The following is a 13,737-nucleotide window of genomic DNA, read 5'->3' as shown; positions in this document are numbered from 1 at the left end:
TACGAGGTTACTTAAACGAGTGAAAAAAATAGTCATTGTCAATATTTTGGTAAAACGAGTTTCATATTTGCAACTTGGGCCAAAGAAGTCCACATCGGTGTGACGCCATCACACAACTTGATCTCAAGCATCCTGGGGGTCGGCAAGATCTGCGGACCCCGAGTCCAGACGTTGCAAGAGGCGTGCCCTGGTGCGGCCGCAACAATCGTGTGATGGCGTCACAATCGTTGTTCTCTATTTCGCCAGGCAGGCCCATCCAGAAACCAGCCTCACATGACGCGCAGCCAACCAATGAGAAGCCACGCCACCACAGTAATTTCCGTGCGTATTTCCCGCGAAATTCTGGTCCAATTTACCAGCCGTGTGCGCTTTCATGGCGGCTGGCAATATGCTACGCTAGACAATGGATCCAATAAACAAACACAGTTAGGAGCTGATTGTTTTGCGTCAGATCGATCTTGGCGGCTCCGGGCTTAAGGCCTCTGAAGTCGCATTAGGTGTGATGCGTATTACTGGACTTGATGAAGACGGTGCCGTTGCACTTTTGGAATCAGCCTATAATACGGGTATCAACTTTTTTGATAATGCCGACATTTATGATGGTGGCAAGGCGGAGTCGCTTTTTGGCGCCGCATTAAAGAAAGCCAGCTTCTCGCGCGATGATGTGATCGTGCAGACGAAGGTCGGCATTGTGCCGGGCCAACGCTACGATTTTTCCAAGGAACACATCCTTGAAGCGGTCGATGGGTCACTTGCACGGCTGGGCCTCGATTATGTTGACGTCCTGCTGCTGCACCGGCCAGATCCACTGATGGAGCCTGATGAGGTCGCGGAAGCCTTCCTCACCTTGCAAAACAGCGGCAAGGTCCGTCAATTCGGCGTGTCGAACTTCAACCCGAGTCAAGTTGAGTTGTTGCAGTCGGCGGTGCCGCAGAATCTGATCGCCAACCAGTTGCAATTCGGCGTGATGCACACGGGCATGATCGACAACGGCATTCACGTCAACATGTCCGACGAGCGCTCCATTGATCACGACGGCGGCATTCTTGAATACTCCCGTCTGCACAACATGACCATTCAGGCATGGAGCCCTTACCAGTACGGATTCTTCGAAGGCGTCTTCATCGACAACCCGAAGTTCCCTGAACTCAACAAGAAGCTGCATGACTTGGCGGACAAGTACAACACGAACGTCAACGCGATCGCAGCGGCTTGGATCCTGCGCATTCCAGGCGCCTTCCAGGTCATCGCGGGCACCACGAACAAGGACCGGATCGCTCAGATCGCCGAAGCGGCCGACTTCAAGCTCACCAAGCAAGAATGGTACGACGTCTACTTCGCGGCTGGCAACAATCTGCCGTGATTTGGCAAAAATAGTTCCCCGATTCCCCCAGATCGGTCAGGAACCAAACAGGCATCTCACGCTGGGCTGCGGCCTAGTGTGAGATGCCTGTTTGTATTGCCTACTTAATAGAAGAAAAAAACGGCGACCGTCGTCTTAAGCTCAGTTGTGGTGCGGGTTTGACGTCGATTTTCGCCGACAATTTCGGTGCGAATCAGAAGAACTTCATGTGATTGAGTGGCCAGTAGCGCAAGGCCACCACGCCGCGAATCGCACTTTTCTTGACGAAGCCGAAGTCCCGACTGTCATGCGACACACGGCGATCATCGCCGAGCACAAAATAGTGGCCGGCTGGCACCTTTTCTTTCAGCTTGAAGTTGTCGGTGAAGCTGACGCCTTGGCCGACCGTGTCGTGCGTCGTCTGCCAGGCTTTGACGGCTTGGCGCATGAAGGCGTCATTCAGATACGGCTGGGCGACTTGCTTGCCATCGATATAGAGCTTTTCGTCTTTGACTTCGACGGTCTCACCCGGCAAGCCGACCACACGCTTGATGTAATAGCTGCCCGGTTCATCTGGGGCGTCCAGGACAACGATCGCGTTGCGGGTGATCTTTTTATGGCGCAAGATGATCACCTTGTCGTCGGGCGCCAGGGTCGGGTTCATCGAGGTCCCGACCACGGTATCGTTACCGATCACTTCAGTCGTCAAATATTGCACCCCCAACACGGCGATGGCGACAAACACAATGGTGATGCCGACCCACTTGAAGAGGTCGCGGAGGCCGCCGCCTTTTTTAGCGGATTCAGACGGCGCGGCGGCATGGTGGCCGCTTGTGGCACTTTCCGCAGTGGCCGCTTGATTCGGTGTTGCCGTTTGGGCGGCGTCGGTGGGTGCTTGGGCGCTCTGTTTTCCCTTGGTCGGCTTGGTTGACTGCTTGTCTTTATCCTTGGTCATCGTTTGGCACCTCCTCCAGCTTGCCGGCTTGTTCATCCTGTTTCTGGCGGATGTGCTTCATGGTGCGGAAGTAGACGTTGACGAGCACGAAGACGGAGCCGATCCACGCGAGCGGGTTGGCCATGGACGCGCCGGTGAAGCCCAGGCGCGACACGAGGAACAGGCCAGCGAAGGAGCGCATCATCAGTTCGAAGAAGCCAGCGACGGTCGGGACCAAGGTGTGGCCGAGGCCCTGAAGCAGATTACGCATTGTGAACAGAATTGCGAGGAGCCAATACATGCTGGCGTTGTATTTGAAGTAGATCTGGGCCAGCGCGGTGACGTGCGGCTGGTTCGGGCCAAGGAACAGGTTGACCAGCGGCTTGGAAAAGATGATGATCAACGCCCCAAGCACGGCGGAGATCGCCACGTTCAGGATCAGGGTCTGATGCACCCCTTTGCGAATGCGGCCGTACTCCTTAGCGCCGAGGTTCTGGGCGGCATAGGTCGCCATGGTCACGCCAAATGAGGAGGCCGGCAGTGTCGCGAGCTGGTCGATTCGGCCGGCCGCGGTGTAAGCCGCAACGGCGTCGGTGCCCAGGGTGTTGAGCATGATCTGCAAAATGACGGAGCCGATCGCGATGATGGACATGGAAAAACCCATTGGCAGGCCGACTGCGATGTGGTGGCGAATATTCGCCCAATCAAATTTCAGATCCTCTTTTCGAATCACGAGAAGCGGAATATGTTTGCGAATATAAAACCAGCAAAGCAGCGCCGAAATGACTTGGGCGCTCACGGTCGCGATACCGGCGCCGGCCACGCCCCAGTGCAGGCCGAGGATGAAGATCAATTCCAAAATAATATTGATGATCGTTGCGATGACTAGAAATATCAACGGCGTGCGTGAGTCGCCCAGCGCGCGCATCATATTTGAGAGCAGGTTGAACGCCATCGAGGCCGCGATGCCCATGAAAATAATCCGGATGAACGAGACGGAATCGTTGATGATCTCCGGCGGCGTCTGCATCAGCTCCAGCATTGGCCGGGTGAAGGTGACCGACAGCGCGGTCAACACGATGGTCATCGCTAGGGAGATCCAGATGCTGGCGCCAAAGGACCGGCGCAGCTTTTGATAATCACGCGCCCCATAGGCCTGAGCGGTCAGAATCGACAGGCCGGCGGTGGTGCCCTGCGCAAACCCGATGATCAAAAAGTTGATACTGCCCGTCGCACCGACAGCGGCCAGCGCTGCCTTGCCGATGGTCCGCCCAACGATCAGCGTATCCATGAAGCTGTATAGTTGCTGGAAGACATTCCCGATCAGAAGTGGAATGGTAAAGAAGAAAACAAGTTTCAGGGGATTGCCCTTGGTCAGCGTGTGCAACGCGCAGCCTCCTCTCGCGTGACGGCCGCGTCTGCGACTGTCCATATCTGAAATACTGTATCACACTTTGGGACCGCTTCCCACTGTCTGGCCGCATGATGTTGACAAACTGTAAAGAAAATCGGCGCCCCCCACCAGCAACTGGTCTACCCGCTCAACTGCTTGGCCAATCTGCAGGCAAAACAAAAACCGGCCCAACGCCCTGCATTGCGCGTTGATCCGGTTCGTTGCGTCTCTGTTCACTTCCGCAGTCTGCGTCTTGGATAAAGCATCCGGCGTGGTCCCGGTTAGACATCGGCGCCGCCCCCGCCAGAGGCACCGCCTCCGCCGCCGAAGCCGCCGCCGCCACCGCCGCCGAATCCACCGCCGCCACCAAAGCCGCCACCGGAGCCAAAGCCCCCGCCGCCGCTGAAACCGCCACGGCCGCCGCGACCATAGCGGCCATAGCGGCTGCCACTGCTTAACAGATCCGACAGTAGCCACAACAGCCACCAATTTCCGCCGCGCCGGCGTCCGCCACCACGCGGACCACCGCCACCAAAGATCGAGATGATGATCACGACCAGGAAGATCACAAGCGCCATGGTAAAAATACCATTGCTTGAATCATCATCATCGTAATCTCCGAACGGCTCGTCATTGGTTTCTTCATAATCACTCATGGTGTCATCGCTGACGGTATTATCATCTTTTGGATAATCGTATTTTTTGTCGATGACCGTTGCAACCGCGTTAAAGACATTGCGAATCGCCTTGTTGACGTCGGCCTTATTAGAAGACTTGATGTCGTCGAGATTTTGGTTGAGGATCTGGCCGGACAGCGCGTCGGTCAGCTCCCCTTCCAGGCCGTAACCGACTTCGATGCGCATGTTCTGCTTGCCGTCATTGTCGGCGTAAAGAATCAGGACACCATTATCCTCACCCTTTTTCCCGATGCCCCATTTCTCAAACAGGTCCGGGGCGTATTCGCCAAGCGCTTCGCCGTCTGTCGATTTGATGGCGGCCACTTTGATCTGGGGCCGCTCGCTTTGCTCATTGTAAAAACTATTTTTCTGGTCGATCAGCTGGCGCGTCTGGCTGTCGAGCAAGTTGATGCCGTCGTAATAGGCGTGGTCTTGCGGGTCAGCGGGGAGGTTGCTGGCGGCATGGACCGGTGTCGCCGCAAACAAAAGCGCGATCACGCCGATCAATGCGACCAGCCAGCCCCATCTGCGTTTGTGCATCCCCATCCCTACTTTCTTCACTCAGAAAGGTCCACTTTCGGCACGTTATACGCCTCTGGGTCGGCCTTGAATTCCGGTTTCTCTTTGAGGCCCATCAGATTAGCAAACAAATTCCGTGGGAAAGTGACCAAGCTTGAATTATAATCCTGAACCGCCTCGATATAACGTTTTCGTTCAACGGAAATGCGATTTTCGCTGCCTTCAAGTTGGGTCATCAAGGTCTTCACGTTGTCGTTGGAGGCTAGAGTCGGATAGCTCTCGGAGATGACATTCAGCAAGGTGCCGACGGATTTGTTGACCTCATTGTCCGCGCTGGCCTTAGCCGTGGTGGAATCAGCATTGTAATAATTTTGGCGAGCTTTCGCAATATCATCAAAGATCTTTGTCTCGTGGCTCATGGACCCTTTTACGGCCGCGGTGAGATTAGGAATCAAATCGGCGCGTCGCTGCATCACGTTCTCGACCTGGCTCCACTTCGCTTTGACAGCCTGGTCCTGTTTGGCCAAGTCGTTATAAGTGGAGATGCTGAAGATCGCGACGATCACGGCGACAACGCCGATGATGATGGCCGTGATCGCAGTCGGACTCAACTTTTTAATGGTATTCATATAACGTATTCACTCCATTCTGAATACTTATATTTTACCATGAGCCCCGGCTGCGACCTCAGTCTTACGAATGATAATTTTAGCTAAATGATTTATTTAAAATAATTAAATCCGATGGCTTCGCGGACTTCTTCCAGCGTCTGGTTGGCGACCTCGTTGGCCCGCGCCGTGCCCGCTTTCAGAATATCTTCGACAGCGCCCATGTCCTTAGCGTATTCTTCACGCCGCGAACGAATCGGCGCGAGCAGGTTTTCCATCACGTCGACCAGGTAGCGCTTGATCTTCACATCGCCGAGGCCGCCGTGTTGATATTGAGCCTTCAATTCGGCAACTTTGTCCTTGTCCGGATCGAACACGTCGAGATAGGTGAAGACGACGTTGCCTTCGATCTGGCCTGGGTCTTCAACATGAATGTGATTTGCGTCGGTGTACATCGACATGATCTTCTTGCGCACGATGTCGGCGTCGTCGGCGAGGTAGATCCCGTTGCCCAGCGATTTGCTCATCTTCGCGTTGCCATCGATACCCGGCAGGCGGCCATCCCCTTTTGGTGGAAAATACCCTTCAGGCTCAACCAGCGCATCCGTGTTGTAGGCCCGGTTGAAGGTGCGCACGATCTCGCGGGTCTGTTCGAGCATCGGCTCCTGGTCATCCCCGACCGGCACGGTATCCGCTTTGAAGGCGGTGATGTCGGCGGCCTGACTGACGGGATAGATCAAAAATCCAGCCGGGACAGATTCCCCGAACGCCTTTTGATTGATCTCGGTCTTGACCGTTGGGTTGCGGTTGAGCCGCGCCACGGTGACCAGGTCCAGATAATACATTGTTAATTCGGCCAAGGCCGGCACACCGGACTGCACCAAGATCGTCGACTTCGCCGGATCGATGCCGACCGCCAAATAGTCCAGCGCGACTTCAAGCAGGGAATTGCGGATCTTTTCCGGATTGCGGGCATTGTCCGTCAGCGCCTGGGTATCGGCGATCATGATATAAGTTTCATAATCTCCGGAATTTTGTAGCTTAACGCGATTTTGCAGACTGCCGACGTAATGGCCGATGTGCAGGCGGCCAGTTGGGCGGTCGCCGGTCAGAATCACTTTTTTACTCATATCAATAGTTCCTCCTAAATTGTCGACTGCGGTTGGGGTGAGGTGAAAATTGGCTGGATTGGGCGGGCATCTCGCAAAAAAGGCCGCCCCATGTCAAAGACATAGGACGGCTCATGCGCGGTACCACCTAATTTGCCGCGATCGCGGCCACTTTTGGCTTACGGCGCACCCACCTTATCCGCTTGCGTGAGCCAATTCACCGCACCAGGCGGCTGCCGTTTCAGTGCAGGCAGCTTCCTGAACGCCACAGGGGCGGTTACTCATCACGCGCATCGCTTCTACTGAAAGTCTAATCAACTGTGGGTGCGATTGCAAGTGTCGTGTCAGTGCAGTATGCGGAGTGTCGCACATGGTGCTCCCCCGGGCGGGCGTCGGCCAGAAACTGGCTGGAACGCTCCCAAGTGACTTTAAGCCCGCAGAGTGCGCGGTCTTAAAGCTCACTTTCGGTGTAAGCGGCACAGCCGCTAACACCGACGAGGGGGCTGAGCCGTTTCTGGCCGACGCCCGCCCTCACATCCAGCACTGCCGTTATTGGTTTTACTGTCCTTGCACTTCGAACTTGTACTTGCACTTCGAACTTGTACTTGCACTTCGAACTTTGCACTTGCATTTTGAACTTGCACTTCGCAATTTTCGCCTGTGCGTGAAGTGGTACGCCAGCGTTGCCCATTTTGCTTTGCCTGCCTGCAACTTCCCAGCTCAGCCTCCCGCGCCAGTCAGTCCGCTTTTGCTTACACCAAATACTGCAGGTCGCTTGCCGGGGTTGGGTAGGCGTAGATGAGTTTGGCGGCGACTTTTCCTGGGACGTGGGTGTCCATTAGGAGAGTCAGGTAGTTGATGAGTTCTTCTGCGATGGTTGAGACGACAATGGCGCCTGCGATCTCGCCGCTTGCTTTGTCGGTGATGACAGTCACGGTGGCGCTGTCGTCTTTCAGGCGGTTGTAGGTGTACCAGCGGGAGACGTCCTGGGTGTTGATGGTGTAGCGGTCCGGGGCGGCTTCGGCGTCGGCCAGTGAGATGCCGACTTGGGCGAGCTCGGTGGTGCCGTAGACGACCACTGGCTGGGCTGGGTAGTCGATGGGGCCGCGGTCGGCCAGAATGGTGGCGCCGACGTAGCGGCCTTCAAAGCTCGCCACTGGGGTGAGTTTCGGCTGTGTTTTCGCGATCACGTCCCCGAGGGCAAAAATGTGCGGGTTGGTGGTGCGCAGGTGGTCGTCCACTTGAATGCCGCGGGCGCCGACTTGGACGCCAGCGTCGCCGAGGCCCAGCGTCACAGCGGGCACGCGGCCCACGGCGGAAAAGGCGGTTTGGACTTCCAGGGAAAAATCGGCCGCCTGCAGAATCACGCCGCGGGGGCTTGAGATGACGCCGGTCAGGGCCACGTTGTCATGGAAAATAATGCGGCGGTCCTTCATCGCGGCCAGTAGCTGCGCCACGGCGTCCTCGGGAAAACTGCGAAGCGCGCGGGCGCTGTGATTGATCAGGTGCACGGTCGCGCCGGCCGCCGCGGCGATGTTCGCGAGTTCAAGCGCGACATACCCGGCACCAATAAAGGCGAGGGTCATGGGCAACTGATCGAGGTTGAGAAAATCGCTACTGGTTTTCAGAAGCGAGGCACCCGGAATTTTCGGCAGCGCTGGCGCTTGGCCGGTGGCGATGACAAAATTGGTCGCGCGGTAGGTCTCACCGGCGACAGCCACGGTGCGCGGATCAAGGAAGCGGGCCGCCCCGTGAACAGTATCGATGCCCGCATTTTTCAAGCCGGCCAACGTCCCGCTTGGCACGGTGTCAGTGTAGCCGCGCTTAAAGGCCATCAGGTTTGGCCAATTGATGTCCGGAATGCCTTCCAGCCCAGCGCGCGTCATGCGGCCAGCTTGGTCCTTGGCCTGAACGGCGGAATACAGCATTTTCTTGGGGTCGCAGCCGACATTGGGACACGTCCCGCCCCACAGATCACGCTCGACCACCAACACTTTTTTGCTGTCGGCCAACTGGTACGCGGCGGCCAGGCCACCGGGGCCGGCGCCGATCACGATCACGTCGTATTGTTTCATTTTGATTGCTCCTTCTCGTTGTCCGCAAGATATCGCAGGACCGCACTTGCGCTCAATTCAAAATTACCTTCTTGGGCCTTCACTGTCACGTGATTTGACTCGGCGAGCTCGGGCAACAACTCGCTGAGCGTCATTTGGCCGGAAACGACAGGCGCTGACTTTGCTGAGGACGCGCCGGACCGCTGTGCTGCATCGCTGTCGCCAGGTCCCTCACCCGCTTCGGCCACTGCCGTCCCATATGGCGCCAAGCTCGCGACGGCCACGCTGAGCGGGGAGCGTTGCGCCGAGGCGAAAAAGTCGGCGACAAACGTATTCGCGGGTGCCTCGGCAATTTCCGTCGGCGTCCCGACTTGCAGGAGATGGCCCTCCTTCATGACGGCGATGCGATCGCCCAGGCGCATGGCTTCGTTCATATCGTGGGTGACGAACACGATCGTCATCCCCAGCCGCGCGTGGAGCTCGAGCACCAGGTCCTGAAGCTGCGTGCGTGACAGTGGATCCAGCGCGGAAAATGGCTCGTCCATCAAGATCACCGGCGGCCGTGCGACCAATGCACGCAAAATGCCGATGCGCTGCTGTTCGCCACCCGACAGCTCACTCGGCAGCCGGTCGCGGTAGGTTTTTGGATCGAGGCCCACCGAACGCAGGCCCTCATCGACGGCCTGTTTGACTTTTGCCCGCGGCCATTTTTTCATCTCGGGAATCAGGGCAATGTTCTGACCCACAGTCATGGTAGGAAAAAGGGCGATCTGCTGGAGGACATAGCCGATGTCCCAGCGCAGCCGGCGCAGGTTGAAGTCACCGAGCGCCTTGCCATCGAAGGTGATGGTTCCGCTGGTCGGGGCAACGAGGCGGTTGATCATCTTCAGTGTCGTTGTTTTGCCCGAGCCAGAGGTGCCGACCAGCACGAACAATTCGCCCGCCCGAATGGCCAAGTTGAGGTCCGCCACCGCGGTGTTGTCGGCAAATTGCTTGGTCACATGGGAAAATTCGATCATCTCACCCATCACTTGGCCTCCTTCAACAAGCCCTGCTTCAGCAAAAATGCCTTCGCGACCGAGGCCGCCGAGCGCTTCTGCACGTTCACTTCGTAATTCATTTTCTGCATCTGGGTCTCCGTGATCCGGCCGCCCAGCTTGTTCAACGCTTTGACCAGCGCTGGATGCTTCGCCGCAAAACTGGCCTTCATCAGGGGCGCCCCTTGGTAGATCGGGAACAGCTTCTTGTCGTCTTGCAGGGCGAGCAGATTGTATTGGCGAATCTGCGAATCGGTCGAATACCCATCCGTGACCTGGATCTTGCCACTGTGAATAACGGAGTAGCGCAGGTCCGGGGACATGGTCTTCACGTTGAGCGAGAGCCCATATAATTTTTGTAATCCCTTGTAACCATCTTGGCGATTGTTGAACTCGACATCAAAGCCTGCGATCAGCCCGCGTTCACGCGCAAGGTCGGAGATCGTCTTGATGTTGTGCGCCTTGGCAAAGGCCTGCGTGACCACCACCGCATAAGTATTGTTGTATTTCATCGGCGTCAGCAGCGTCAGCCCCTCTTTATTCAGAAGACTTTTGGCGATCGGATAGGAATCGCTGCCCGCCGCGATCGCCGCGTTTTGCGCCTTGCTCGGCTTGACGAGGCTGGTGACCACCGTCCCGGTGAATTCCGGATAGAGGTCGATCTTGTCGTTTTGCACCGCGCTATAAAGAAAACTTGTCTGGCCAAAATTCGGCTTGAGCGTCACCTGCACGCTCGGATCCGCTTGCTGGATCAGCAGTTTATACATGTTGATCAAAATGCTGGGCTCGCTGCCCATTTTGCCCGCGATGACGATCTCATCCTTGGGCGCCGCCACCGCCTGGTACACGCCATAGCCGCCAAACCCGACGACCACGGCGCCGAGCACAAGAAGGACTTGCCGCCACCGCAATTTTTGCAAAACACTCAGGCCCGCCGAAAAAGCCAGCGCCAACAAGGCCGCGGCCAGCGCCCCGATGAAGGTCATCGCGGGAATGTTCGCGTTGATGCCGGTCATGATCATCGTGCCCAGCCCGCCTGCGCCGATGAACGCGCCCAGGGTGGCGGTGCCGATGATCAGCACCATCGCGGTCCGAATGCCGCCGATGATCACGGGCATCGCAAGCGGCAGCTCGACTTTGACGAGCTTGCGCCAGCGCGACATGCCAAATGCCTCGGCCGCCTCCTTGTACGCCGGATCGATCTCGTCCAAGCCCACATAGGTATTTTGAAAAATCGGCAGGAGTGCGTAGATCACCAGCGCGATCAAGGTCGGCGGGTTGCCGATGCCCACCAGCGGAATCAAAAGCCCGAGCACCGCCAGCGATGGAATCGTCTGAAGGATCCCCGTCAGTTGCAGGAGAAAATTCGCCGCGCGCTTGTGAGGCTGCGCCCAGATCGCCAGGGGTACGGCGATCACCACCGCAACCAACAGCGCGAGCAGTGAGAGTTCAATATGCTGGCCGAGCTGCTGCACAAGCGCCCCGCGCTGATCCAAAAATGTCTGCCAAACGTCTTTCACGTGTCTGCCTCCGCTTACTTTTACACAGTTAAATATATCATAGCTGTCAACGCGACGCCCCCGAACTTTTCACGCAGGCCGTTGACTTCCCCAGCTTCGCCAGCCGCTGAAAAGCCGGCCAACCCGTTTCTTCCATTGTAACAAGTCCGCTCTCTTGCTCCCGCCCAAATCGCGGGCGTGTCATCCTAATCATACCGAACCCACCGCGGCCGAAGCCAACCCCGGCCGCCCACAAGAATTCTTTTACAAATATAGGTGGCTTGCCACGATCGTCCAAAGACGCGGTGCTGGTTTGGTGAGATGATGCCAGTGAAAGGGGGGGCCTCATATTTTTTTAGCAGGCCCGGCCCTTGTCGCGAATTCGCAAAAAGCGAAAATAAATGGAACCTCGCAGGGCGGGGTTCGCACTAATAGTTGTGGGGTCAGGGGGTGAAAAAGTGACGGAAGAAGATGGGACGCTGATTCTGGCGGCCAAGGCCGGGAATCAGGAGGCGTTGATGCAACTGCTGGACGCGCGGCAGGAAAAACTGTATAAGACCGCCTTTCTGTGCGTCCATAACGCACAAGATGCGCTGGATATCGTGCAGGATACCTCCCTGCAGGCGTTTTTGAGCATTCACCGTCTCCGCCAACCGCAATATTTTGACACTTGGCTGATCAGAATTTTGATCAACGTCTCCCGTCATTATTATCGCCGGCCCCTGCCGCCCCTTCCCGCGCCTGAGCAGATGCCCGATGCACACCGGCAGATCGATCTCCACGAAGATCTCATGCAGGCGCTGACGAAGGTCCCGGCAAAATATCGCGTCGTGCTGATTCTGTTTTATTTCAACGAACTTGAGGCCAGCGAGATCGCCGCGGTGTTGCGGGTGCCGACGGGAACGGTGAAAAGTCGGTTGAATCGCGGCCGCAAGTGGTTGCGCGAGAAAGGAGGCATGCAACGTGAATACTGACTGGCAAAAAATGAGCGACCAACTCGACGTCCCCACGAACCTGGTCCACCAGGCGCTGCGCCGCGGCCAAGCGCGCGCGAATGCACGAAGGCGGCACCGCTACATCGGCGTGTTGGTCGCAGCCGCGCTTGTGCTGGTCGCAGCGGTCATCAACCCACTGACCCTTCAAGCCGGTGGGGTCGCGCCTGCCATTCGTCAACTGCTCGATCAGGAAGGGAAAAAGACGCACCATTTTGACCCGACCATGAACGAAGTCTTCGGGGACATGGCAGACCTGAGCGTGTATCAACCAGTCCGGGGAAATCGTACCCTGGTCGGGGCTGTCACGCTGTCGGTTCGCGGGGTCATGGCTGCCCCCGGGATGCGCGCGCTGGTGATCGATTATCAAGGCGGCCAACTCGACCCCGCCGCGCTGCGCAAACAGACGATCACCGTCACGATGAACGGCATTGACCGCATTCTCGATGTCTCGCAGAATTATGGCCAGATCGCGCTGGGCCATTACCGTCAGTTCTTGGCTTTTTACACCCCGACGGCCGAGATGCCGAGCGACACGATTCGCATTCGTATCGACCGGTTCAATGGTCAAGCGAAAAATGTGAGGCTTCCGGCCCTGCACATCGCCGCGCCAACCGCCACTCACCGGCCACTCGCCCTAACAGCGACTAAGGCCGGCGTCACAGGCGGCGTGGACGCGGTGGATGCCGGCGCCCAATCCTTTGTGTTGCATTACCACACGACCTTCGCGCAGACAAACAGCCGCGCCAAGGCGCTCCGCCAAGCCGCCTGGATCTCAGAGGCGACAGTTCAGCGGCGCGGCAAAACGCTGGGCCAGTTGTTGTTGGGCACCAGCGGCCTGCGAATCGGCGACACAAGCCGGGGGGCGACGCACACCGTCAATTTTCAGTCCGTGTTTGCCACACAGTACCAAAAAGATGGCAGCGACAAAGCGTTGCCGCTGCGTGACTTGCCAGCCGATGCGACCGTTTTGTTCAGGTTGGAGTTGCCGAGTGGAAGCACACATCCAGAGATTCTCGGAACGTTCAGTTTGCCGGTTTCACAGCTACTGCCCTAACTCAATATAGTCAGATTGTCTGACCGAACTAAATAAAATGGAGGAATCAAATAATGAAAAAGACAATTATACTCGGACTGCTCGCCTCAGCTTCAATCGTGCTGGCTGGAGTACACGTCGTCCAGGCAGATAACCATCAAGATTCCAGTTGGTCCAACCAGTATCGAATCTGGAGTCCAAATGATTACACCCCAGCAAGAGAGAAAACAAACAAGACCGCTTATTACAACAGGACTACTTCTACAGATATTGGCTATCACACCATTTGGGCAGCGTTGTATGACGGACGAGATGTCTCAGACGGTCATAGTTATAAAAGCTACCAAGGCGACGCGACTTTTCTATGGAATAATGCGGTTGAAAACTATGGCAAAGGCGTCAGCGTCCGAATTAATTCAAGAAGTTGGAATAACGGCTATGCAAAAGGCGTTTGGAGTCCGGACAGTGTTCGCTGAGTCTGTCTTCGTATACAGCTCACAAGAGAACTGGTCTTGAGTTTATCGAAAGGAGCCTCCC

The 13,737-nt window shown here is 56.7% G+C and carries 12 protein-coding genes; 4 read left to right on the top strand and 8 right to left on the bottom strand.

Translation table 11 applies throughout. The features are described 5' to 3' along the window. The first annotated feature begins 442 nt into the window (after nt 1-442). Nucleotides 443-1,363: an aldo/keto reductase gene (locus JUE67_RS05865; protein WP_203626492.1), complete on the top strand. Its 921-nt coding sequence runs from the start codon at nt 443-445 to the stop codon at nt 1,361-1,363. A 193-nt stretch (nt 1,364-1,556) separates the two neighbouring features. Here JUE67_RS05865 and lepB read toward each other — a convergent pair whose 3' ends face one another. The 8 genes from lepB to JUE67_RS05825 form a co-directional block, all read right to left on the bottom strand. Then, nucleotides 1,557-2,096 (bottom strand): signal peptidase I, encoded by a 540-nt coding sequence (gene lepB, locus JUE67_RS05860; RefSeq protein ID WP_373300900.1) that lies wholly within the window; start codon nt 2,094-2,096, stop codon nt 1,557-1,559. A gap of 187 nt (nt 2,097-2,283) precedes the next feature. Continuing rightward, nucleotides 2,284-3,663, bottom strand: coding sequence for an MATE family efflux transporter (locus JUE67_RS05855; protein ID WP_203626494.1), 1,380 nt, complete (start codon nt 3,661-3,663; stop codon nt 2,284-2,286). Nucleotides 3,664-3,950: 287 nt separating this feature from the next. After that, nucleotides 3,951-4,886 carry a TPM domain-containing protein gene (locus JUE67_RS05850; protein ID WP_203626495.1) on the bottom strand — a complete coding sequence of 312 codons (936 nt, stop codon included), beginning with the start codon at nt 4,884-4,886 and terminating at the stop codon, nt 3,951-3,953. 17 nt (nt 4,887-4,903) lie between these two features. After that, nucleotides 4,904-5,494, bottom strand: a complete 591-nt coding sequence (locus tag JUE67_RS05845) for a LemA family protein (protein WP_203626496.1) — start codon at nt 5,492-5,494, stop codon at nt 4,904-4,906. 92 nt (nt 5,495-5,586) lie between these two features. Beyond that, on the bottom strand, nt 5,587-6,603 hold the full coding sequence (gene trpS, locus JUE67_RS05840; RefSeq protein ID WP_203637055.1) for a tryptophan--tRNA ligase: 1,017 nt from the start codon (nt 6,601-6,603) through the stop codon (nt 5,587-5,589). Between the two features lie 731 nt (nt 6,604-7,334). After that, the gene (locus tag JUE67_RS05835; RefSeq protein ID WP_203626498.1) at nt 7,335-8,657 is read right to left on the bottom strand and encodes a dihydrolipoyl dehydrogenase family protein; all 1,323 of its coding nucleotides are present in this window, start codon (nt 8,655-8,657) and stop codon (nt 7,335-7,337) included. Then, the gene (locus JUE67_RS05830) at nt 8,654-9,664 is read right to left on the bottom strand and encodes an ABC transporter ATP-binding protein (protein ID WP_203626499.1); all 1,011 of its coding nucleotides are present in this window, start codon (nt 9,662-9,664) and stop codon (nt 8,654-8,656) included. Before JUE67_RS05830 ends, JUE67_RS05835 begins: the two co-directional genes overlap by 4 nt. Beyond that, on the bottom strand, nt 9,664-11,193 hold the full coding sequence (locus JUE67_RS05825) for an ABC transporter permease/substrate-binding protein (protein ID WP_203626500.1): 1,530 nt from the start codon (nt 11,191-11,193) through the stop codon (nt 9,664-9,666). Before JUE67_RS05825 ends, JUE67_RS05830 begins: the two co-directional genes overlap by 1 nt. Nucleotides 11,194-11,630: 437 nt before the next feature. On the opposite strand from JUE67_RS05825, the gene JUE67_RS05820 reads away from it, so the two are divergent. Genes JUE67_RS05820 through JUE67_RS05810 form a run of 3 tightly spaced genes read left to right on the top strand, consistent with a single transcriptional unit; the run spans nt 11,631 to nt 13,676 of the window. After that, nucleotides 11,631-12,146 carry a sigma-70 family RNA polymerase sigma factor gene (locus JUE67_RS05820; protein ID WP_203626501.1) on the top strand — a complete coding sequence of 172 codons (516 nt, stop codon included), beginning with the start codon at nt 11,631-11,633 and terminating at the stop codon, nt 12,144-12,146. Then, a complete protein-coding gene (locus JUE67_RS05815; protein WP_203626502.1) occupies nt 12,136-13,221 on the top strand; it encodes a hypothetical protein in 1,086 nt (361 codons plus the stop codon). The genes JUE67_RS05820 and JUE67_RS05815 overlap by 11 nt, the downstream gene beginning before the upstream one ends. A gap of 53 nt (nt 13,222-13,274) precedes the next feature. After that, nucleotides 13,275-13,676 carry a DUF2712 domain-containing protein gene (locus JUE67_RS05810; RefSeq protein ID WP_203626503.1) on the top strand — a complete coding sequence of 134 codons (402 nt, stop codon included), beginning with the start codon at nt 13,275-13,277 and terminating at the stop codon, nt 13,674-13,676. Nucleotides 13,677-13,737: the final 61 nt, after the last annotated feature.

It is taken from the genome of Lacticaseibacillus mingshuiensis (genome assembly GCF_016861785.1).
GTDB classification, from domain to species: domain Bacteria; phylum Bacillota; class Bacilli; order Lactobacillales; family Lactobacillaceae; genus Lacticaseibacillus; species Lacticaseibacillus mingshuiensis.
The sequence above is the reverse complement of the archived record's forward strand: the minus strand, read 5'-3'. Positions and strand labels throughout refer to the sequence as shown.

Excerpts from the sequence above, each read along its gene's own strand:
- JUE67_RS05850 (WP_203626495.1), bottom strand. The coding sequence starts at position 4,886 with ATGCACAAACGCAGATGGGGCTGGCTGGTCGCATTGATCGGCGTGATC.
- JUE67_RS05845 (WP_203626496.1), bottom strand. The coding sequence starts at position 5,494 with ATGAATACCATTAAAAAGTTGAGTCCGACTGCGATCACGGCCATCATC.
- trpS (WP_203637055.1), bottom strand. The coding sequence starts at position 6,603 with ATGAGTAAAAAAGTGATTCTGACCGGCGACCGCCCAACTGGCCGCCTG.
- JUE67_RS05835 (WP_203626498.1), bottom strand. The coding sequence starts at position 8,657 with ATGAAACAATACGACGTGATCGTGATCGGCGCCGGCCCCGGTGGCCTG.
- JUE67_RS05830 (WP_203626499.1), bottom strand. The coding sequence starts at position 9,664 with ATGGGTGAGATGATCGAATTTTCCCATGTGACCAAGCAATTTGCCGAC.
- JUE67_RS05810 (WP_203626503.1), top strand. The coding sequence starts at position 13,275 with ATGAAAAAGACAATTATACTCGGACTGCTCGCCTCAGCTTCAATCGTG.